Genomic DNA, 21,368 nt, shown 5'->3' on the forward strand with positions numbered 1-21,368 from the left:
GCCTGGTGACATGAGCACACCGCGCTCGCCGCCCCGAGGCGAGCCGACGTCCCAGGAGGTATCACGTGGTTCACCCACGTCTGCGCATCGCCCTGAGCGCCACCGCCAGCCTCGCCCTGGCTGGCAGCCTGCTCGCCTCACCGTCGGCCGCCGAGCCCTCGGCGCAGGGAGAGCAGCACCGCAGCCCGATTGCCGAGAAGGTCCTGCACGACCCCGGGACCGCCGCCCCCGTGATGACCCGCGACATCGACGACACGGTCCGCCGCGGGTCGGCCGCGGGCGTGGCCCGGGAGCACATCGCGGCGCACGCGGAGCTCTACCAGGTCGACAGCACCGACCTGGTCCCGGTCCCAGGCAGCCGGAGTGCCGGGACCGACGAGGAGTCGGTCAGGTTCCAGCAGACCTACCGGGGCGTGCCGGTCTTCGGGGCGCAGTACGTCGTCCACACGGCGGGTGACGCGACAGCCCGCACCGTCGAGACGGTGACCGGCAAGGTGTTCTCCGAGCTCGCCGTCGACACCACACCGGTTGTCGGCGTCGAGGCGGCCCGGGACCGACTCTGGATGGACTCCACCGTCGCCGCGATGGACGATCCCACGATCACCGACCAGGGACTCACTGTGGTCCCCTCAGGGCGGGGAGTGCTGGCCTGGCAGTTCGAGGTGACCGGGACCGACCGGGCTGGATCGCCGGTGCGTCAGCGGGTGCTGATGGATGCCTCGGTCGGGGCGGTCCTGCTCTCCTACAACCAGATCCACGCCGCCGACGCGGAGGGCACGGGTGTCACGTTCGACGGTGAGGAGGTCAGTCTGTCCGTCACCGCCACGGAGGACAGCCGCTTCGAGCTGCGCGACCGGGGCCGGGCCATGTACGCCCGGACCGGTGGTGAGATCCACACGCTCGACGCGCTGGGGCGTCCCTACCAGGACTACGCCAACGCCCTGCCCGAGGACACGCCGATCTTCAGCTCCGACACAGCGCGGTTCGACGGCACCGCGACCAGCCTGGGAGCGGTCGACGCCCATGTCAACGCCGGCAAGGTCTATGAGTTCTTCCTGCACGAGCTCGGGCGCGACGGCGTCGACGGCGAGGGTGGCACGATGCTCTCGGTCGTCAACGTGACCTCCAACGGCAACGAGTACGCCAACGCCTTCTGGGACGGCACCAAGATGGTCTACGGGAGCTCCGACGGTGTCCCGTTCTCCAAGGCCCTGGACGTGGTGGGCCACGAGATGAGCCACGCCATCACCGAACACAGCGCGAACCTGCTCTACATCAACCAGAGCGGGGCGCTCAACGAGGCGATCAGTGACTACTTCGGCAACGCCATGGAGGTCGACGACCTCGGTATGGCGATGACGCACCCCCAGGCCGGGCTCCTCGGTGAGGACCTGTGCGCGGTCGGCACTGTGCCCGAGGAGTGCGCCATCCGGGACCTGAACGACGGGCGCCGCGCTGACGAGGACTACCGGCTGCTGTCGCTCGGCCACGACAACGGGGGTGTCCACCTCAATTCCACGATCGCCTCCGGTGCCCTGTGGGACCTCCGCGAGACCCTCGACCCGGCGGTCGCGGACCGGCTCGTCTACACCGCCCTGACCGAGTACCTCACGCCACTGTCCGACTTCACCGACATGCGCGTGGCGGTCGAGCTGGCAGCCCGCGCAGAGAAGCTCTCCGAGGCCGACCGGGAGGCCGTTGCCGCCGCCTTCGACGCCCACGGCATCTATGCCGGCTGGGAGACCGCCTACCCAGAGGACGCCGACCTGCTCCTGGGCAACACGGTCTCGGCCTACGAGGGCTACGCAGGGCACGCCGATGTTGCCGCCGTCACGAGCGGCGACCGATGGGCCACCTCGACCCTCGACATCGCTGGGTTCTTTGCTGGCACACCGAGCTACTCGCTGGTCGTCGGCACCTTTGCCCCCGGGGAGCTGCGGACCATCAACAGCGAGGGTGCCTGGGACATCGAACCCGCCATCTCCGGTGCAGAGCTGCTCTGGACGCGGGTCTCGGGGGAGGAGATGCAGGTCGTCGCCCAGAGGGGCAACGGTCTGGGTGGCACCCGAGTCGTCTCCACCAACCCCGGTGAGAGCTACGCCCCCAGCGTCGACGGCACCACGGCCGCGTGGTTGACCAGGCTCGACGGAGACACCGACGTCTGGGTCCGGCAGGGTGGGGGCGCCCCGGTCAACGTGACGCCGGAGGCAGGCACGCAGGCCGGCCAGGTGGTCGTCGACGGCAGTGTGGTGGCGTGGCTCGACGGCTCCCGCGTCACCCGTCTGGACCTCGCCTCGGGCGAGCGTTCGACGGTGCGCAGCGGCGCCAACATCTTCTCCGGGACCGACTCCCTGGCGGTCACCGACGACGGGCTGTTCTGGAGGTCGAGCGGGTTCTTCGGCGACTCGATCTACTACACGTCGCACGGTATGGAGGTCCCGGCGAAGCTGTCGCTCGGCCGCGTCTACAGCGGGCAGTTCGCGGTGAACGACGACCACTTCGCCTTCAACACGACCACGGTCTGGGGCAGCTGGGGCTACCCCTCGGGCGAGTCCGACATGCACAAGCTCCGGATCGCTCCCGCCGGGGACGTGATCGCCGGGCAGGCGACGTTCGAGCGCTACTCCTGCGGCTTCGGGGCGCAGCTGTCCCCGTCCTTCGGAGACGGTGAGCGGTTGGTGTACCTGAGCACCTCGCAGGCGCGCACCGACCTGGTCACCCGCAGCGGGCCCGCCGGGTCCTGCTGAGCCCGCACGCCACAGCGGTGCCGTCGTCGTCAGCCGGACGCCGACGGCACCGCTGCGTCGCGAGCTCCCGGCCCGTCCGGGATCAGGGGGTGAGGGGCTCCGGAGAGTCCAGACGCATCAGTCGGGCACCGTTGTGCCACAGGACGTCACGGAGCCAGTCGTCGCCCAGGTCCCACCTGGCCAGGGCCTGCAGCTGGTGTGCGTAGGGGTAGGGGATGTTCGGGAAGTCCGCACCGAGCACGACTCTGTCCTGCAGGTCCCGCAGCCGCGGCAGGTAGTCGGCCGGAAGCGGTGAGCGGGCCTCCACGTAGTCCGTCCCGGCCATCGTCGTGTCGAGGTGCACCCCGGCATACTGCTCGGCCAGGTCGGCGAACTCGTGGTGCTCCGGCATCCCCAGGTGGGCGATGACCAGGACCAGCCGGGGGAAGCGGCGCAGCAGCGCCGCCACCGGCTCAGGGCCGGTGTGCCGCCCGGGGTGCGGGCCGGAGCCCGCGTGCAGGACGACCGGCACCTGCGCGTCCTGCACGGCCGACCAGGCCGGGTCGAGCAGGGGGTCGGTCGGCGCGAACCCGCCGACCGTGACGTGCGTCTTGAACAGTCGGGCGCCGCGCTCCAGCGCCTCCAGCACGTAGCTGGCCGCCCCGGGCTCGGGGAAGAACGTGGCCGAGTGGACGGCCTCCGGGACCCGCGCCGCGAAGTCGGTGCACCAGTCGTTGAGCCAGGCCGCCATGCCGGGCCGGTGGGCGTAGGTGAGCGAGGGGATGGCGCGCAGCCCCAGCTCCCGGACCCGGTCCAGCCGCTCCGCCTCGGGAAGCCGGTAGTGGATCGGCCAGTCGCCCGCCGCCGACCAGCCGTGGGCGTCGAAGTGTGCCCAGACCTTGGTGAGCACCCGCTCGGGCAGGAAGTGCACATGGATGTCGGCGAGCCCGGGCAGGCCCAGGGAGGTCACCCAGGCGGCGACCTCGGCGTCGGTGCCGGGCCCGGCACCCGGATCGGTCATGTGGTCGATCGGCACAGCCCCGAGTATGCCGTGGGGCCGGGTCGGTGAGTCGGACCGGGCCGGACCGCGGATCCGGGGCACCGGGGGAGATACCGTGTCCCCACGCCCACAAGGAGGTCCGCGTGCCCGACGAGGCCGTTCCCGCGCCCGACCAGCCGGCACCCCGGCATACCGCCCAGCGCCCGCTCGAGGAGGGGATCGAGCGGGACTTTGCCCGCAACCTGTCCTACGGGGAGTACCTCGACCTGGGACGGGTCCTGTCGGCCCAGCACCCCCGCTCGGTGCCCACCCGGCACGACGAGCTCCTCTTCATCATCCAGCACCAGACCTCCGAGCTCTGGCTCAAGCTGATGCTGCACGAGCTGCGCTCGGCCCGCGACCTGATCCGGGCCGACCAGCCGCGGCCGGCGCTCAAGCGGCTCGCCCGGGTCAAGCACATCCAGACGGTGCTCACCGAGCAGTGGACGGTCCTGGCCACGCTGACGCCCAGCGAGTACGCAGAGTTCCGCTCGTTCCTGGCGACCGGGTCGGGGTTCCAGTCCTGGCAGTACCGCTCCGTGGAGTTCCTGCTCGGCAACAAGAACGCCGAGATGCTGCGCGTCTTCGAGCACGACCCCGCGGTGCACGCCGAGCTGTCCACGTTGCTGCGCGAGCCCAGCCTGTATGACGAGGTGCTGGCCTGGCTGGCCCGCCAGGGCTATGCGGTGCCCGGCGAGCTGCTCGACCGTGACTGGTCGCGCCCGCACGAGGAGAACGAGGGGCTCGTCGAGCTCTTCGGGCAGATCTATGCCGCCCCGCAGGACCACTGGGGCGTCTACGAGATGTGCGAGGAGCTGGTGGACGTCGAGGACAACTTCCAGTTCTGGCGGTTCCGGCACCTCAAGACGGTGGAGCGGATCATCGGGTCCAAGCGGGGGACCGGGGGTTCCTCGGGTGTGCCGTTCCTGCGGCGGGCACTGGAGCTGACGTTCTTCCCCGAGCTGTATGCCGTGCGGTCCCGGATCCAGGACGTCGAGCCGGAGGGCTACCACCATGACTGAGCAGCTCACCGACTGGGAGGCCGTGGCCGCCGAGCTGGACGCGGCGGATCCGCTCGCGGGCTTCGTGGACCGGTTCGAACCGGCCGAGGGCCTCCTCGCCTACTTCGACGGCAACTCCCTGGGTCGGCCGGTGCGCGGCACCGCGCAGGAGATGGCGCGCTTCGTCGAGCAGGACTGGGGCACCAGTCTGATCCGGGGCTGGGACGAGGCGTGGCTGCGGTGGCCGCAGGAGACCGGCGACCTGGTGGCCTCCGCGGCGCTCGGCGCCGCGCCCGGCCAGACGGTCGTCGCCGACTCGACCACCGTCATGCTCTACAAGGTGCTCCGCGGGCTGGCCGACGCGCAGGTGGCCGCGGAGCCGGCCCGCACCCAGATCGTGCTGGACACCGACAACTTCCCGACCGACCGGTATGTCGCCGAGGGCGTGGCGGCCGAACGCGGGATGGAGCTGGTCTGGATCGATGCGGACCCGGCCTCCGGAGTGACGAGCGACCAGGTGGCCGAGGTGCTGGGGGAACGCACAGCCGTCGTGCTCCTGAGCCACGTCGCCTACCGGTCCGGCTACCTGGCGGACGCGCCCACGATCACCGACCTCGTCCACCGCGCCGGCGGGCTGGTGCTGTGGGACCTGTGCCACTCGGCCGGCTCGGTGCCGCTGGCCCTGGACGACTGGGGAGTCGACGCCGCCGTCGGCTGCACCTACAAGTACCTCAACGGTGGGCCCGGGGCGCCGGCCTTCGCCTACCTCGCCGCCCGGCACCAGGACGCCGTGCGGCAGCCGATCCAGGGGTGGATGGGCAGGCGCGACCCCTTCCTCATGGAGGCGGGCTACCAGCCCGCCGAGGGCATCCGGGCACTGGTCAGCGGCACCCCGCCGGTGGTCGGCATGGTCCCGCTCCGGCTCGCCCTGGAGCAGCTGCGACAGGCCGGGATCGAGGCGGTCCGCGCCAAGTCCCTCGCGCTGACCGACCTGGCCTGGCGCATCGTCGAGTCCTGGCCCGAGGACCTCGGCGTGAGCATCGCCTCCCCACGGGAGCACGACCGGCGCGGTGGCCACCTGACCATCCGCCGCCACGACTTCGCAGACGTCAACGCCCGGCTCTGGGAGCAGGGCGTCATCCCCGACTTCCGGTCCCCGGACGGTCTGCGGCTCGGGCTGTCACCCCTGTCGACCAGTTTCCGCGAGGTGGTGACCGGGCTGCAGGCCATCCGGGCGATGCTGGGTTGAGGCGCGTGCCGCCGCGCCAGCCGCGGTCCGTAGTCTGTCCGCGTGGCTGACTACGACCTCATCATCATCGGCACCGGCTCGGGCAACTCCCTGGTCACCCAGGACTTCGCGGACAAGAAGGTCGCGGTGGTGGAACGCGGCATCTTCGGTGGCACCTGCCTGAATGTCGGCTGCATCCCGACCAAGATGTTCGTCTACGCGGCGGAGGTCGCGACCACGATCCGGGAGGCCCACCGCTTCGGGGTGGACGCCACGCTCGACGGGGTGCGCTGGGCCGACATCCGGGACCGCGTCTTCGGTCGGATCGACCCGATCTCCGAGGGAGGCCGCGACTACCGCGTCCACGGCCCGAACACCGAGGCCTACCTGGGCCACGCCACCTTCGTGGGCGAACGGGAGCTCGAGGTCGAGATCACCCAGCCGGGGGGACGGCACACGGTCGGGGAGCGGCACCGGATCACCGGGGACCAGATCGTCATCGCCACCGGCAGCCGGGCCACCCTGCCCCGGGCCATCGCGGACTCCGGGGTGCCCGTCGAGACCTCCGACACCGTGATGCGCCTGGAGGAGCTGCCGGCCTCCATGGCGATCATCGGCGGTGGGGTCATCGGCGCCGAGTTCGCGCACGTCTTCTCTGCCCTGGGGGTGGATGTGACGCAGGTGCAGCGCAGCGAGCGGCTACTGCACCACCGGCTGGACCCGGAGATCAGCGAGCTGTTCACCGAGCAGGCCAGGCAGCACTGGGACCTGCGGCTCAACACGGAGGTGACCGGGGCGACCCGGACCGACACCGGGGTGCGGCTCCAGCTCAGCCACGGCGACCCGCTCGACGTCGACGTGCTCCTCGTCGCGACCGGACGGGTGCCCAACAGCGACGGCATGGGACTGGACGTGGCCGGCGTGGACGTGCGTCCCGACGGCCGCGTGGTCGTCGACGAGCACGGCCGGACCACCACTCCCGGGGTCTGGGCCCTCGGTGATGTGAGCGCCCCGGTGCAGCTCAAGCACCTGGCCAACCACGAGGCACGGGTGGTCGCCCACAACCTGGTGCACCCGGAGGACCTGCGGACGTTCCACCACGACACCGTGCCGGCAGCGGTCTTCAGCCACCCGCAGGTGGCCACCGTCGGCCTGACCGAGCAGGACGCCCGCGCGGCGGGCTACGACGTCACCGTCAAGGTCCAGCGCTACGGCGACACGGCCTACGGCTGGGCGATGGAGGACACGACGGGCGTGGCCAAGCTCATCGGGGACGCGTCCACCGGTCTGATCCTGGGCGCCCACTTCATGGGACCGCACGCCTCCACGCTGATCCAGACCGTCATCCACGCGATGACCTTCAAGCAGTCGGCGCACGAGGTGGCCAGGGACCAGTTCTGGATCCACCCTGCCCTGGCCGAGGTCGTGGAGAACGCGCTCCTGGGGCTGTGACCACTGGGCTGGCCGGTTCCCCGGCACGGAGACCGTAGGATGGTCTGACCTGGGACCGGACCCGATGACCGGTCCCGCAGACCAGCCCCGCGGCATACCCGCTGCGGACACGCGATCGAGGGAGCCCCAGACGATGACGTTCGACTTCAAGGTCAAGGATCTGTCCCTGGCGACGGCAGGGCGACACCAGATCCGCCTGGCCGAGCACGAGATGCCGGGGCTGATGGCGCTGCGTGAGCGCCACGCGTCCGCGCAGCCGCTGGCCGGGGCCCGCATCGCCGGGTCGCTGCACATGACCGTCCAGACGGCCGTGCTCATCGAGACCCTCGTCGCGCTGGGGGCGCAGGTGCGCTGGGCCTCCTGCAACATCTTCTCCACCCAGGACGAGGCCGCTGCAGCCGTCGTGGTCGGTCCCGCAGGCACCTCCGAGGACCTGCAGGGTGTCCCCGTCTTCGCCTGGAAGGGCGAGACACTGGAGGAGTACTGGTGGTGCACCACCCAGATCCTCGACTGGCCCGGTGACGAGGGCCCCAACATGATCCTCGACGACGGCGGCGACGCCACGCTGCTGGTCCTCAAGGGCCGCCAGTGGGAGCAGGCCGGTGCGGTGCCGACCCCGACCGAGGAGGACAGCGAGGAGTACCACGTCATCCTCGAGACCGTGCGCGAGACCCTCGAGTCGCAGCCGACGCGGTGGACCACGATCGCCGAGGGCATCCGCGGTGTCACCGAGGAGACCACGACGGGCGTGCACCGGCTCTACCAGCTGCACGAGACCGGTGACCTGCTCTTCCCCGCGATCAACGTCAACGACTCGGTCACCAAGTCCAAGTTCGACAACAAGTACGGCTGCCGGCACAGCCTCATCGACGGCATCAACCGCGCCACCGACACGCTGATCGGCGGCAAGGTCGCCGTCGTGTGCGGCTTCGGGGACGTCGGCAAGGGCTGCGCGGAGGCACTCGCGGGGCAGGGCGCCCGCGTGATCGTGACCGAGATCGACCCGATCTGCGCGCTGCAGGCGGCGATGGAGGGCTACCAGGTCGCGCGCCTGGAGGATGTCGTCGGCATCGGTGACTTCTTCGTCACGACGACCGGCTGCTGCGACGTGATCCGTCCCGAGCACATGCTCGCCATGAAGGACAAGGCGATCGTCGGCAACATCGGGCACTTCGACAACGAGATCGACCTCGCCGGCCTGTCCCGTGTGCCCGGGGTCCGCAAGACCGAGATCAAGGCCCAGGTGCACGAGTGGACCCTGCCCGCACAGGACGCGGACGGCGAGAGCCCCGCCCGCGGGGAGCGCTCGATCATCGTGCTGTCGGAGGGGCGCCTGCTCAACCTGGGCAACGCCACGGGCCACCCGAGCTTCGTCATGTCCAACTCCTTCGCCAACCAGACCCTGGCCCAGATCGAGCTGTTCACCCGGCCCGACGAGTACCCCGTCGGCGTCCATGTCCTGCCCAAGCGGCTCGACGAGGAGGTCGCCCGCCTGCACCTGGGGGCACTGGGGGTCGACCTCACCGAGCTGACCAAGAAGCAGGCCGAGTACCTCGGCCTGGACGCCTCCGGCCCGTTCAAGCCGGAGCACTACCGTTACTGAGGTTGATGAGTGAACGCACGCGTACTGGTAGTCGATGATGATCAGGCCCTGGCCGAGATGCTCGGCATCGTGCTGCGCAAGGAGGGGCTGGAAGTAGCCCACTGCGCGGACGGCGGGCGTGCCGTGGCGCTCTTCCGCGAGTTCCGCCCCGACCTGGTGCTGCTGGACGTCATGCTGCCCACCCTCAGCGGCGTCGAGGTGTGCCGTCACCTGCGCGCCGAGTCCGGCGTCCCGATCGTGATGCTGACGGCGCGCACCGACACCAAGGACGTGGTGGCCGGGCTGGAGGCCGGCGCGGACGACTACGTCGTCAAGCCGTTCAAGCCCCAGGAGCTGCTGGCCCGCATCCGCGCCCGGCTGCGGCGCAGCGACCGTCGTGAGCCCTCGCAGCTGGCCGTCGGTGACCTGGTCGTCGACGTCGCCGGACACACCGTCAAGCGGGACGGCGAGGAGCTGCCCCTCACGCCGCTCGAGTTCGACCTGCTCGTGGCGCTGGCCGGGCGACCCAACCACGTCTTCGACCGGGAGTCGCTGCTAGAGAAGGTCTGGGGCTACCGGCACGCCGGCGACACCCGTCTGGTGAACGTCCACGTGCAGCGCCTGCGGGCCAAGATCGAGAAGGACCCGGAGAACCCGCAGATCGTGCTGACGGTCCGCGGCGTCGGATACAAGGCCGGGCCGGCCTGAGGACATGAGCACCCCCGCGCACGGAGGAGGGGGAGTGGTGGCCTGGTGGCGCTCCTCCCTCCGGCTGCGGGTGATCGTCGCCACGATGCTGCTCGGCACCACGGTCACGACGCTGATCGGGACCGTCCTCTTCGCCCAGGTCGCCGAGGGCCTGGTGCACCAGGCAGTCTCTGCGGCGACGGTCGACGCGGCGCAGGAGGTGCGCAACGCGCAGGAGCGCTTCGATGCGGTGCCCCGCAGCGACGACACGAGCCTCAACGCCACCACCAACGAGATCGTCGGGCAGATCACGCCCGCCGACCAGTCGCTCCGTCGGACGGTGCTGACCCGGAGCCTGGACAACGACCGGGACGCCAAGATCACCACGCTGGCCTCCAGCGACCTCGACCTGGACGACATCCCGACCGCCCTGGCCGAGGCCCTGCGCGATGACCCCAGCAACCAGCAGGTGATGGTCACCGACGTCAACCTGGCCACCTCCGACCGGCCCGTCCCCTCGGTCATCGTCGGGTCCCGGGTCGACATCTCCCGGGCCGGGCCGCACGACCTCTACCTGATCTACCCGATGGCCCGCGAGCAGGCCACCCTGGACCTGATCCGGCAGTGGTTCGCCCTGGGTGGCCTCGCGCTGCTCGGTCTGATGGGTGCCGTGGCCTGGGTTGCCACGAGCATGGTCGCCGGCCCGGTCGGGCACGCGGCGCGGGTCAGCCAGCAGATGGCGCTCGGGCACCTGGACGAGCGCCTCCCGGTCCGCGGCTCCGACGAGCTGGACCAGCTGGCGATGTCGTTCAACACCATGGCGGACAGCATCCAGTCCCAGATCCAGCAGCTCGAGACACTCTCCATGCTGCAGCAGCGGTTCGTGTCCGACGTCTCGCACGAGCTGCGCACTCCGCTGACCACGATCCGCATGGCCGGAGAGGTGCTGCACGCCTCCCGGGACGACTTCACCGGCCCGGTGGCACGCTCGGCCGAGCTCCTGCACGAGGAGCTGGACCGGTTCGAGGACCTGCTGACCGAGCTGCTCGAGATCAGCCGCTACGACTCGGGTGCGGCCGACCTGGAGATCGACCGGATCGATCTCGCCGGGGTGGTCCGGCAGGTGCTCTCGGCCCTGTCCGCGCTGGTCGACCACAGCGGCTCGGACGTGCGCCTGTCCCTGCCCGAGGGCCCCGTCGTCATCGAGATGGACCAGCGGAGGGTGAGCCGCATCCTGCGCAACGTCATCGCCAACGCCCTGGACCACGGCGAGGGCAGCCCGGTCGAGATCTGCCTGGCCACGAGCGACGACGCGGTGGCCGTGACCGTCCGGGACCACGGTGTGGGCCTCACGGCGGAGCAGGCGTCCATGGTCTTCGACCGCTTCTGGCGCGGTGACCCGGCCCGCAACCGGACGACCGGCGGCACCGGCCTCGGGCTGGCGATCTCGCTGGAGGACGCCCGTCTGCACGGTGGTTACCTCCAGGTGGCCGGTCGGCCCGGGGAGGGCGCGGCGTTCCGGCTGACCCTGCCGCGCAGCCAGGCCTCACCGATCAGTGCCGAGCCGGGCCCGGTGCCGCTGGACCCCGCCCGCGACCTGGAGGTGCCCCCGGTGCTGACCGAGCCCGTGACGACCGGAGCAGAGGAGCGACCATGAGCCGTCGAGCGGGCATGAGCCGTCGAGCGGGCATGAGCCGTGGAGCCCGCCTGGTCCCGGGAACGACCGTGAGCGCTGCAGCGGCGACCGGCCGTGCAGACCAGGCGAGCCCCCGCGGGGGCGCCGTACGCGCTCGACTGCTGGCCGGCATACTGCCTCTGCTCCTCCTGCTCTCGGCCTGTGCGGGCCTGCCCACGGGCGGGCCGATCGAGCGCGGCCTGCCGGTGCGGGGCGCACCCGTCCAGGAGGTGCGTGCGCTGCCGGTCGGCCCCGAGGAGGACGCCAGTCCGGAGCAGATCGTGGCCAGCTTCCTGCGGGCCAGCGGCAGCTTCGCCGACGACCACGAGGTGGCCCGGTCGTTCCTGACCGGCGACCTGGCCCGTCAGTGGCGACCCACCAACCAGGTCCTGGTCTATGACGGGGAGCCCCGGTTGACCGTGGTGGACGGCGCGACCGTCGAGGCCGAGGTGAACGTGCGCGGGACGGTCGATGAGGAGGGCTACCTCGTCGAGGAGCCCCGCGGCACCACCCGCACCGACCGGTTCACGATGGAGCAGGTCGGTGGGCAGTGGAGGATCAGCGGCTTCCCCGAGGACTACGGGGTGTGGCTCTCGGAGATCTCCTTCGAGCAGCAGTACGACTCCTACTCCATCCACTACATCACCCCCGACACCGGACTCCTCGTGCCCGACGTGCGGTGGTTCCCACGGGGCGACGGCCTGCCCACGAGCCTGGCGTCGGCGCAGATCGGGCCGGTGCCGGACTACCTGGCGGGGGCCGCCGCCACCGGGATCTCCGAGGATCTGCACCTGGTGGCCAGCGCCGTGCCGGTCGACCCGGCCACCGGCACGGCGACCGTCGAGCTGCGGGGTCTGTCGCTCGGGGGCTCCGAGACCCAGCAGAAGGAGCTGTTCGCCCAGTTCGCGCGCACGCTTAAACAGGCACCGGGGGTCAACAGCGTCCTGATCCGCGGGGCCGGACGGCCACTGGACGTGGAGGGGCTCGAGAACCCGATCTCCGACGTAGCGTCCACCGGCTTCGACGACGCACTCTGGACGGTGCCGTTCGGTCTGTTGCGCGCCACCGTCGAGCTGCGTCCCGTGATGGCGCTGCACTATCAGCTGCAGGACAACCTCAGTGCTGATCCCGAGCTGCCTCGGGTCCCGATCCGCTGGGAGAAGCTGGCGACCGACGCGGAGGTCCGGGAGTTCGCGGGTGTGGCGGCCGTCAGTGCCGACACGCTGTGGCGGTGGCGCAAGGGCACGGACACGGTGATGGAGGGCATCGGCCAGGAGCTCACCGCGCCGACGTTCGACCGGTCCGGCGGACTCTGGGTCGCCGGCCGCTCGACCACCGGTCCGCGCGTGTGGGTCATCGCCCGGAGCGAGCCGCTGAGCCGGGCCGTGGCGCGTCCGCTGGAGACGCCGTGGCTCGAGCCGAACCAGCGGGTCACGGAGTTCCGCGTCGCGGCGGACGACCGCCGCGCCGTCATCGTCGTGGAGGACATGGACACCGACGAGGTCCAGATCGGGATCACCGGCATCGTGCGGGACAAGGACGGTCGGGCCACCGCGCTCACCGAGCCCTACCAGATCGGTCAGACCCTGACCAGCGTCACCTCCGTGGTGTGGTCCTCCCAGACCGAGCTGTTCCTGCTGGGACGTCAGGCGCAGGACACCACGGACCGGCCCTTCATCGTGCACATCGGAGGGTGGCTCGAGCCGCTGCGGCTGGTGTCCGAGGCCACCGACGTGCGGGCCGTGCCCTCGGACACCAGCTCGGCCCTGATCGTGCTCAGCGAGCAGGGGCGGATCTACACCCAGGACCGCAACGACTGGGGCATCGGCCGCAACGGCGACGACGTCATCATCCCCGGCACCTGATCCGGCCGCGGGGGTGAGGGCCGGTTGTCCACAGCCGCGCCGGGCCACCGGGACCGTCCACCGGTCACCCGGTCCGGGGACGGGGCGACCGCCGCCCGCGACAGGGTGGGGCCATGTCGGGACGTTCCACTCCGGGGCGGGTCACCGCCGCAGCACTCGGGACCGGACTCGGTGCCCTGGGGGACCTCGTCCTGCCGGCGCGCTGTGGCGGGTGCGACCTGCCCGGCGAGCGGTGGTGCGCGACCTGTCGGCGGTCCCTCGCCGTCGCGCCTGCCCCGCACCCGTGGAGCCCCACCCCAGCCCCACCCGGGCTGCCGCTCGTCTGGACCGTGCTGCCCTATGACGGACCGGTCCGCACCTGCCTGGTGAACTGGAAGGATGCCGAGCGCAGGGACTTGACCACTGTCCTCGCGCCGCTGCTCAGCGAGGTGCTGCTGGCCGCCCTGCTCACCTGCCCGGGGCGTCCCGTCCTGGTTCCGGCCCCGTCGGCCCGAGTCAACTCCCGGCGACGCGGCGACCACCCGCTGCGTACCCTCCTCCGGCAGGCCGTGCGCGCCCTGCCCCGCGCGGCACGTCCGCCGCAGGTCCCCGCACTGCGACTGTGCCGGCCGGTGGCCGACCAGGCGGGGCTGGACAGTCGCGGCCGTGCCGAGAACCTGTCGGGGGCCATGGTGGTGACCGAGGGTGCGGGCCGACGGGTCAGCGGGGCCGTCTGCCTGCTGGTCGACGACGTCATCACCACCGGCGCCACGCTTGCTGAGGGAGCGCGGGCGCTGCGCGCGGCAGGCGCCACCGACGTGCTGGCCGTCACCGTGGCGGCGACCCATCGACGGCCCGCGGCCCACTGAGCCGGTCGGCGGCGGCCGGCACCTCGTCGGTGGCGAACGGATCGGCGACATACCACCCCACCCCTGTCATTCCACAGGGAACCGGGCTAGTGTCTGGTCATGGGAAGCCCCCAGCGTCTGCAGGCCACCGGACCAGGTGGTCGACAGGCCTGTGAGAGGCGACTGGGGAACCGCCGCGAGGAGGTGGTGCCGAACGGGTAGAGGGCCGGGACAGCCCAAGGTTCAGCACTGTTCTTCAGTATGAGGAGGATCCTATGGAAATCACCGTGACCGGCCGGAAGAAGCAGGTCTCCGACCGCTTCCGCCGCCACCTGGAGGAAAAGCTCGACAAGATCCCGCAGCTGGCGCCGCGGGTCTCCCGTGCCGACGTGGTGCTCACGCACGAGGCCAACCCACGTCAGGCCAAGGAGAGCGAGCGTGTGGAGATCACCTGCTACATCAAGCGCACCGTGGTCCGCGCAGAGGCGGCGGCCGATGAGGACTACGCCGCCCTCGACCTCGCCATGACCCGTCTCCTGGAGCGCCTCCGCCGGTCCAACGACCGCCGCCGGATCAGTCACACCGGCAAGCACCGCCAACCGTCTGTCGCCGAGGCGACCTTCGGCCTACCCACAGATCCACTGCCGATGCCGGCCCACTCCGAGATGTCCGCCAACGGGGTGCCCATGGACAAGGAGGAGGCGGTCGCGCAGGCCCTCGGCACCGAGGGCAACAGCCCGATCGAGCTGCGGGAGAAGGTGCACCCCTCCGAGCCCATGTCCGTGGGCCAGGCCCTCAACGAGATGGAGCTGGTGGGGCACGACTTCTACCTCTTCCACGACACCGAGACCGACCAACCGAGCGTGGTGTACCGCCGACGCGGGTGGTCCTACGGAGTGCTGCGACTGGACAGCTCCGGCAGCGAACAGCCAGAGTCCGCCGGGGAGCGGCTCGCGGCCGGATGAGCCGTCCCGTCGGCGCCCCTGAGCGCTGAGCAGACACCAGGCGCCCTGAGGGCGCACACAGCCACGGACGAGGGTCCCGACCACTGTCGGGGCCCTCGTCTATGTTCGGTGCATGACAGCCCAGCTGACGGCCGGACAGGCGCGCCGGATCGCCCTGGCCGCGCAGGGCTTCCTCGACCCACGTCCCGAGCGGGCGACGATGCGGCACCTCCAACGCGTCATCGACCGGCTGCAGGTCGTGCAGATCGACAGCGTCAACGTGGTGACCCGTAGCCAGTACCTCCCGTTCTACTCCCGTCTCGGCCCCTACGACACCGCCCTGCTGGACCGCGCCCGCGACGGCAACGGTCCGCGGTCCCGCACACCCAGGAGGCTCGTGGAGTCCTGGGCCCACGTGGCCAGCCTCATCCCGCCCGAGACCTGGCCGTTCCTCGGTTTCCGGATGGCGCGGGCTGTCGAGGACTCCTGGAGCCGGCGTGTCGTGCGCGAGCACCCGGGTGTGCTGGAGCGGGTGCGTGCGGTCGTCCGCGAGCTGGGGCCCCTCACCGCCCGCGAGGTCGACGGGTATGTCGAGCACAGCGAGGTGCACAGCCGCGACAACTGGGGCTGGAACTGGTCGCTGGTCAAGGAGTGCCTGGAGCACCTGTTCTGGGCGGGCGAGATCGTCAGTTCCGGGCGCAACGCCCAGTTCGAGAGGCGCTATGCCGACCCGTCGTTCGTGCTGCCGTCCGAGGTGCTCGCCCGGGCGCCGGGACAGCCCGACGCACCCGACCTCCGCGAGTCCGGGCTCGAGCTCATGAGGCGTGCCGTGCGCGCACACGGCATCGGCACGGCGGCGGACCTGCGCGACTACTTCCGCCTCCGCCAGTCCATGGCCGGGCCGGCTCTCACCGAGCTGGTCCGACTGGGTGAGGTCGAGCAGGTGGCTGTCCGCGGCTGGGACCAGCCGGCCTACCTCGACGCTGCGGCCCGACGTCCCCGGGCGGTGGAGACGCGTGCCCTCCTGAGCCCGTTCGACTCGCTGGTCTGGGAGCGGACACGCACGGAGCGGATCTTCGGCTTCCGCTACCGCATCGAGATCTATGTGCCCGAGCCACAACGTGTCTTCGGCTACTACGTGCTGCCCTTCCTGTGGGGTGACCAGCTGGTGGGTCGGGTCGACGTCAAGGCGGACCGGGCAGCGGGCCGCCTCGTGGTGCGGCGCCTGCACCTTGAGCCGGGTGCGCCGGCCGGGTCGCGGCATGCGCTCGGGGAGGAGCTCGTCCAGCTGGCGGGCTGGCTCGGTCTGGAGCGGGTCGAGGACCAGTCGTGAGGCACGCGGCCGTCGCCGGCAGGGCGCGCGGGGCCACTCGGGTTTCGGGGGAGCGGCCCCGACGATTAGCCTTGGCCTGAGGTCCGCGTGCGGTTCACGCGGTCACCACGACGCGTCAGGAGACTCCGTGCCCAAGTTCTTCGAGAAGATGCTCCGCGCCGGTGAGGGCAAGACCCTGCGCCGGCTGGAGGTCATCGCTCAGCAGGTGAATGCCCTGGAGGAGGACTTCCAGGGACTCACCGACGCCGAGCTGCGCGAGGAGACCGACAAGTTCCGGGCCCGGCTGAAGGACGGCGAGACGCTCGACCAGCTGCTGCCGGAGGCCTTCGCAGCGGTGCGCGAGGCGGCCTCACGCACGATCGGCAAGCGCCACTTCGACGTGCAGCTCATGGGTGGTGCCGCGCTCCACCAGGGCAATGTGGCGGAGATGAAGACCGGTGAGGGCAAGACCCTCGTGGCGACCCTGCCGTCCTACCTCAACGCGCTCACCGGCGAGGGCGTCCACGTCGTCACGGTCAACGACTACCTGGCGGAGTACCAGGCGGAGCTCATGGGCCGCGTCCACCGCTCGCTGGGCCTGGAGGTCGGCGTCATCCTGTCCCGGATGACCCCCGAGCAGCGACGCGCGGAGTACGCCAAGGACATCACCTACGGCACGAACAACGAGTTCGGCTTCGACTACCTGCGTGACAACATGGCGATGGCCACCAAGGACCTCGTGCAGCGCGGTCACCACTACGCGATCGTGGACGAGGTCGACTCGATCCTCATCGACGAGGCTCGCACCCCGCTCATCATCTCCGGTCCGGCCGACGGGTCGCCACGCTGGTACACCGAGTTCGCCACGATCGCCAAGCGCCTGACCCGCGGCGAGGACGGCTCTGGTGACTACGAGGTCGACGAGAAGAAGCGCACCGTGGGGGTGTTGGAGTCCGGCATCGAGAAGGTGGAGGACTACCTCGGCATCGACAACCTCTACGAGAGCGCGAACACACCGCTGATCGGCTACCTGAACAACGCCCTGAAGGCCAAGGAGCTGTTCAAGGCGGACAAGGACTACGTCAACGTCGACGGACAGATCATGATCGTCGACGAGCACACCGGCCGGATGCTGGCCGGGCGCCGCTACAACGAGGGCATGCACCAGGCGATCGAGGCCAAGGAGGGAGTGGAGATCAAGAACGAGAACCAGACCCTGGCGACGGTGACCCTGCAGAACTACTTCCGGATGTACGAGAAGCTCGCCGGCATGACCGGCACCGCCCAGACCGAGGCGGCCGAGCTGCACCAGATCTACAAGGTGGGCGTGGTCTCCATCCCCACCAACCGGCCGATGATCCGCAAGGACCAGTCGGACCTCATCTACCGCACCGAGGCGGCCAAGTTCGCCGCGGTGGTGGAGGACATCGCCGAGCGCCACGAGAAGGGCCAGCCGGTCCTGGTGGGCACGACGTCGGTGGAGAAGTCCGAGCGGCTGTCCGAGCAGCTGCGACGCCGGGGGATCCCGCACGAGGTGCTCAACGCCAAGCAGCACGCTCGGGAGGCGGCCATTGTCGCCGACGCCGGTCGCAAGGGCGCGGTGACCGTCGCCACCAACATGGCCGGCCGTGGCACCGACATCATGCTGGGCGGCAACCCCGAGTTCCGCGCCGTGGCCGAGCTGAGGGCCAGGGGGCTGGACCCCGCCGAGACCCCGGAGGAGTACGAAGCGGCCTGGGACGAGGCGCTCGCCGCGGCCGAGGCGGCCGTGAAGGAGGAGTACCAGGAGGTTCACGACCTCGGGGGCCTGTACGTCCTCGGCACCGAGCGGCACGAGTCGCGGCGCATCGACAACCAGCTGCGTGGTCGGGCCGGCCGCCAGGGCGACCCGGGCGAGAGCCGGTTCTACCTGTCCCTGGAGGACGACCTGATGCGGATGTTCAATGCCGCCATCGTCGACCGGGTGATGCAGACGACCGGGATGGACGACAGTGTCCCGATCGAGTCCAAGGTGGTCAGCCGCTCGATCCAGAGTGCACAGGCCCAGGTCGAGGCCCAGCACTTCGAGACCCGCAAGAACGTCCTGAAGTACGACGACGTGATGAACCGTCAGCGCGTGGTCATCTACGACGAGCGTCGCCGGGTCCTGGAGGGCGAGGACCTCGAGGACCAGATCAGGGACTTCATCAACGATGTCGTCGGCGACTTCGCCCAGTCGATGCAGGGGGATGAGCTGGAGAAGGAGGAGCGCGACCTGACCAAGGTCCTGGCGGAGCTCCGGACCGTCTATCCGGTCAGCCTCAACGAGGCAGAGCTCGCGCAGGCGGTCGGAGGACCCGGCGGCCTCACCCCCGACGTCCTGGCCGAGCAGCTGACGTCCGATGCCCAGCACGCCTACGACGAGAAGGAGGCGCTGGTCGGTGAGGAGCGGATGCGCGAGCTCGAGCGGCGGGTCGTCATGCAGGTGCTGGACCGCAAGTGGCGCGAGCACCTCTACGAGATGGACTACCTCAAGGAGGGCATCGGCCTGCGCTCCATGGCCCAGCGCGAGCCCATCGTGGAGTACCAGCGCGAGGGCTACCAGCTCTTCCAGGCGATGATGGAGTCGGTCAAGGAGGACGCCGTCAGCACGCTGTTCCGGCTCGAGGTGAAGCCTGCCGAGCAGGCTCCGGCCGGAGGCCTCGCGGTGCCTGCCGCTCTCGCCGGGCTCGTGGACGCCCGGCCCACGCCCGCCAGTGCACTGACCTACACCGCCCCGTCCGAGGACGGTTCGGTGGAGCAGCGCCGTGGCTCGGGAGACGGCTCGACCCTGACGCGCGCGCGGGCCGCCCAGGCGGACTCGGGCAACCGCGCCGACCGCCGGAAGGCGCGCAAGGGGAAGTAGGCGACGGCGGAAACCCCGGTCGCCGGTCACCGGCTCCAGCGAGCAGTGCGCGCTCACCGCGGCGGAGCGGGCTGCCTCGACAAGGGTTGCCGCTTTACCAAATCTTGACTAACTTTACTTCCACGTAACCTCCAGTCGGGAGGTTCTCAGGGTAGGAGTTCGTCATGAAGTCAGCTCTGCGTTCTGCCTTGGCCGCGGTTGCCGCCGCGGCCCTGACCGTCAGCCTGGTGCCCAGCGCCATGGCCGAGAACATCGGCCACGAGGGGTGCACGCCCGGGTACTGGAAGAACCACACGGACAACTGGGAGGAGACCAGCCCCTCGATGACCGTGGGCAACCTCTACTCCGCCGCGCCGGCGTCGGTGTCCGGCTCCACGCTGGCCAGTGCGCTCAACGGCGGCGGCGGTCCCGGCGTCGACGGCGCCGCCTCGATCCTCGCCAGGGCGTCCGTGGCCTCCTGGCTCAACGCCGCCCATGAGGGGCTCGGCTTCCCGTGGCGCCGCTACGAGGCAGGCCTGGACGGTCGCACCGCCCTCGTCGCTGCGGTCAATGCCGCCTTCGCCTCCAGCGACCGGGCGACCATGCTGGCCCTGGCTGACACCCTGGATGCCGACAACAACCTCGGGTGTCCGCTCAACTGACCGGTCAGCCCCACAGCCTGTCGGTCCACACCGCTCGGCGCCCTGACGTCGAGCGGCGTGGACCGACGCCCTGTCAGCCCAGCTCGAGAGTCGCTGGCCGACGCGGCGTCAGCCCAGCTCGAGAGCCGTGATCAGCCAGCGGCCGTCCACACCGCTCATGCGCAGGGCGAGTGCCCTGACCCGCGAGCGGTAGCCGATGACCGCCGCGACCTCGGCCACGCCGTCGATGGGTTCGCACACGCGGAGGGCCCGCACCTGCAGGGCGCCGCCGGGTCGCTGGTGGCGCTGCCGGGCCAGGATGCCCCGGCGATCGATCCGTTCCCTGATGTCGGGCGCGACCCAACGGCTGAGCTGGGACGCGGGCCGCAGCCCGTCCATCGCCTCCAGGATCGCGGTGATCAGGCGCCGCGCCCAGGCCTCGGGGTCCGGGAGGTCCAGGCGCCGCGTCGACTGGGGGCCGAAGAGCTCGTCGTGCCCCTCGCGGCGGAAGTCCACCGCCAGGGACCCCTGGACGTAGCGCGGGTCGGGCGGCTCCGGTCGCGCGCCCGGCTGCAGCGGGGGTGGCTCGTTCTCCGGGATCGCCAGGACCGTCAGGTGCCCGGCGCGGCCGCGGGGTCTGCCCGCCGTGGGGCCTGACCGGCCCGCAGGTCCGGGCCGGCTCTGCGCGATCGGCTGCGCGCTCATGACGCGACCCCGGTCGCGTGATCCGTCGCTGGGGGAGGCAGCAGGCGCATTCCGGGCAGCAGGAGGTCGGGGTCGGCACCGATCACGTCGCGGTTGGCCGCGTGCCACCGCGGCCACTCCTGGGCGATCTGCGCGGCATCTGCCTCAGGCCCCAGGTGGTGGGCCGTGATGTCCCAGAGGGTGTCGCCCTTGTGCACCACGACGGCGTCGGGCTCCGCGGTGCCGCGGCTCACCAGGTTGATCGCGTCCCCTCCGGGTCCCGGCCCCCGGGGTGGGGACGTGGGGCGCCATCCGGGCTCGGGTGCCTGTGGTCCCCGGTCGGCCGCCGGCTCGGACCCGTGGTCGGCGGTCGGCGCACCGAGCGGTGCCGTCGCGACGGCACCGCTGCCCTCGGGGGCCTGCGCCTGGGCGCCCCCGGCGGAGAGCAGGACGACAGAGGCCGTGGCCAGGGCGGTGGCGACACGCGGTGCCAGCCCGGGGGTCGCGAGGCTCGCCGCCGTGCGCAGCCACGCCGCACGGTGGCCGGGCAGCACCGTCACCGCAGCCGCGAGCAGCACGAGGGCGAGCCATGCGGCGACGAGGCCGGCGGCTGCGGTCACGACGAGCTCGAGGCCGAGCGGGGCTGCGGCGACCCCCGCCGGCGTGAGCGCCGGGGCCAGGCTGGTCACGTGGTGCCAGCAGGCGGCTGCGAGCAGGCCTGCACCCCCGGCCCCCGCGACGCCGAGAACCGCGGCGCACGTCGAGACCTGCTCGTCCCCAGTCCCGGTCCCACTGCGTGTCGGCGGCCTGCTTCCGACGTCCAGTCCGTCCATGGTCCCACC

Annotated in this window: 16 protein-coding genes; 13 read left to right on the top strand and 3 right to left on the bottom strand. The window is 71.1% G+C overall.

The window, feature by feature from the left end; genetic code table 11:
* Positions 1-65 precede the first annotated feature (65 nt).
* Positions 66-2,747, top strand: coding sequence for a M4 family metallopeptidase (locus DA085_RS17200; protein WP_109474219.1), 2,682 nt, complete (start codon positions 66-68; stop codon positions 2,745-2,747).
* Between the two features lie 82 nt (positions 2,748-2,829).
* On the opposite strand, the gene DA085_RS17205 is transcribed toward DA085_RS17200, so the two are convergent.
* Positions 2,830-3,762: an amidohydrolase family protein gene (locus DA085_RS17205; protein ID WP_337189792.1), complete on the bottom strand. Its 933-nt coding sequence runs from the start codon at positions 3,760-3,762 to the stop codon at positions 2,830-2,832.
* A 107-nt stretch (positions 3,763-3,869) separates the two neighbouring features.
* On the opposite strand from DA085_RS17205, the gene kynA reads away from it, so the two are divergent.
* The 12 genes from kynA to DA085_RS17265 all read left to right on the top strand — a co-directional run bounded on the left by kynA (position 3,870) and on the right by DA085_RS17265 (position 19,863).
* Entirely contained in the window at positions 3,870-4,787 is a 918-nt protein-coding gene (kynA, locus tag DA085_RS17210) for a tryptophan 2,3-dioxygenase (RefSeq protein ID WP_109474220.1), read from the top strand.
* Positions 4,780-6,015 carry a kynureninase gene (locus DA085_RS17215; protein ID WP_109474221.1) on the top strand — a complete coding sequence of 412 codons (1,236 nt, stop codon included), beginning with the start codon at positions 4,780-4,782 and terminating at the stop codon, positions 6,013-6,015. The genes kynA and DA085_RS17215 overlap by 8 nt, the downstream gene beginning before the upstream one ends.
* A 42-nt stretch (positions 6,016-6,057) precedes the next feature.
* A complete protein-coding gene (locus DA085_RS17220; protein ID WP_109474222.1) occupies positions 6,058-7,446 on the top strand; it encodes a mycothione reductase in 1,389 nt (462 codons plus the stop codon).
* A gap of 133 nt (positions 7,447-7,579) precedes the next feature.
* Positions 7,580-9,049: an adenosylhomocysteinase gene (gene ahcY, locus DA085_RS17225; protein ID WP_109474223.1), complete on the top strand. Its 1,470-nt coding sequence runs from the start codon at positions 7,580-7,582 to the stop codon at positions 9,047-9,049.
* A 9-nt stretch (positions 9,050-9,058) separates the two neighbouring features.
* Positions 9,059-9,736, top strand: coding sequence for an MtrAB system response regulator MtrA (gene mtrA / locus DA085_RS17230; protein WP_109474224.1), 678 nt, complete (start codon positions 9,059-9,061; stop codon positions 9,734-9,736).
* A 4-nt stretch (positions 9,737-9,740) separates the two neighbouring features.
* Positions 9,741-11,372, top strand: coding sequence for an MtrAB system histidine kinase MtrB (gene mtrB, locus DA085_RS17235; RefSeq protein WP_109474225.1), 1,632 nt, complete (start codon positions 9,741-9,743; stop codon positions 11,370-11,372).
* Positions 11,369-13,255 (top strand): LpqB family beta-propeller domain-containing protein, encoded by a 1,887-nt coding sequence (locus tag DA085_RS17240; RefSeq protein ID WP_154402240.1) that lies wholly within the window; start codon positions 11,369-11,371, stop codon positions 13,253-13,255. Before mtrB ends, DA085_RS17240 begins: the two co-directional genes overlap by 4 nt.
* Before the next feature lie 113 nt (positions 13,256-13,368).
* Complete coding sequence (locus DA085_RS17245; RefSeq protein WP_109474227.1) at positions 13,369-14,103, top strand: ComF family protein; 735 nt, start codon at positions 13,369-13,371, stop codon at positions 14,101-14,103.
* Between the two features lie 254 nt (positions 14,104-14,357).
* Positions 14,358-15,047, top strand: a complete 690-nt coding sequence (gene hpf, locus DA085_RS17250) for a ribosome hibernation-promoting factor, HPF/YfiA family (protein WP_109474228.1) — start codon at positions 14,358-14,360, stop codon at positions 15,045-15,047.
* Between the two features lie 112 nt (positions 15,048-15,159).
* Positions 15,160-16,359, top strand: coding sequence for a winged helix-turn-helix domain-containing protein (locus DA085_RS17255; RefSeq protein ID WP_109474229.1), 1,200 nt, complete (start codon positions 15,160-15,162; stop codon positions 16,357-16,359).
* Positions 16,360-16,507: 148 nt separating this feature from the next.
* Positions 16,508-19,222, top strand: coding sequence for a preprotein translocase subunit SecA (gene secA, locus DA085_RS17260; RefSeq protein WP_419866520.1), 2,715 nt, complete (start codon positions 16,508-16,510; stop codon positions 19,220-19,222).
* A gap of 164 nt (positions 19,223-19,386) precedes the next feature.
* Positions 19,387-19,863, top strand: a complete 477-nt coding sequence (locus DA085_RS17265) for a hypothetical protein (protein ID WP_109474231.1) — start codon at positions 19,387-19,389, stop codon at positions 19,861-19,863.
* A gap of 108 nt (positions 19,864-19,971) precedes the next feature.
* Here DA085_RS17265 and DA085_RS17270 read toward each other — a convergent pair whose 3' ends face one another.
* Together DA085_RS17270 and DA085_RS21400 are read right to left on the bottom strand one after the other, a co-directional pair.
* Positions 19,972-20,547, bottom strand: a complete 576-nt coding sequence (locus DA085_RS17270; protein ID WP_109474232.1) for an Rv3235 family protein — start codon at positions 20,545-20,547, stop codon at positions 19,972-19,974.
* A complete protein-coding gene (locus tag DA085_RS21400) occupies positions 20,544-21,359 on the bottom strand; it encodes a LysM peptidoglycan-binding domain-containing protein (protein ID WP_202619295.1) in 816 nt (271 codons plus the stop codon). Before DA085_RS21400 ends, DA085_RS17270 begins: the two co-directional genes overlap by 4 nt.
* Positions 21,360-21,368: the final 9 nt, after the last annotated feature.

It is taken from the genome of Ornithinimicrobium cavernae, assembly GCF_003121625.1.
Taxonomy (GTDB): domain Bacteria; phylum Actinomycetota; class Actinomycetes; order Actinomycetales; family Dermatophilaceae; genus Ornithinicoccus; species Ornithinicoccus cavernae.

Coding starts and splice junctions, on each gene's coding strand:
- DA085_RS17215 (WP_109474221.1), top strand. CDS start 4,780: ATGACTGAGCAGCTCACCGACTGGGAGGCCGTGGCCGCCGAGCTGGAC.
- ahcY (WP_109474223.1), top strand. CDS start 7,580: ATGACGTTCGACTTCAAGGTCAAGGATCTGTCCCTGGCGACGGCAGGG.
- mtrB (WP_109474225.1), top strand. CDS start 9,741: ATGAGCACCCCCGCGCACGGAGGAGGGGGAGTGGTGGCCTGGTGGCGC.
- DA085_RS17240 (WP_154402240.1), top strand. CDS start 11,369: ATGAGCCGTCGAGCGGGCATGAGCCGTCGAGCGGGCATGAGCCGTGGA.
- DA085_RS17245 (WP_109474227.1), top strand. CDS start 13,369: ATGTCGGGACGTTCCACTCCGGGGCGGGTCACCGCCGCAGCACTCGGG.
- hpf (WP_109474228.1), top strand. CDS start 14,358: ATGGAAATCACCGTGACCGGCCGGAAGAAGCAGGTCTCCGACCGCTTC.
- DA085_RS17255 (WP_109474229.1), top strand. CDS start 15,160: ATGACAGCCCAGCTGACGGCCGGACAGGCGCGCCGGATCGCCCTGGCC.
- secA (WP_419866520.1), top strand. CDS start 16,508: ATGCTCCGCGCCGGTGAGGGCAAGACCCTGCGCCGGCTGGAGGTCATC.
- DA085_RS17265 (WP_109474231.1), top strand. CDS start 19,387: ATGAAGTCAGCTCTGCGTTCTGCCTTGGCCGCGGTTGCCGCCGCGGCC.
- DA085_RS17270 (WP_109474232.1), bottom strand. CDS start 20,547: ATGAGCGCGCAGCCGATCGCGCAGAGCCGGCCCGGACCTGCGGGCCGG.
- DA085_RS21400 (WP_202619295.1), bottom strand. CDS start 21,359: ATGGACGGACTGGACGTCGGAAGCAGGCCGCCGACACGCAGTGGGACC.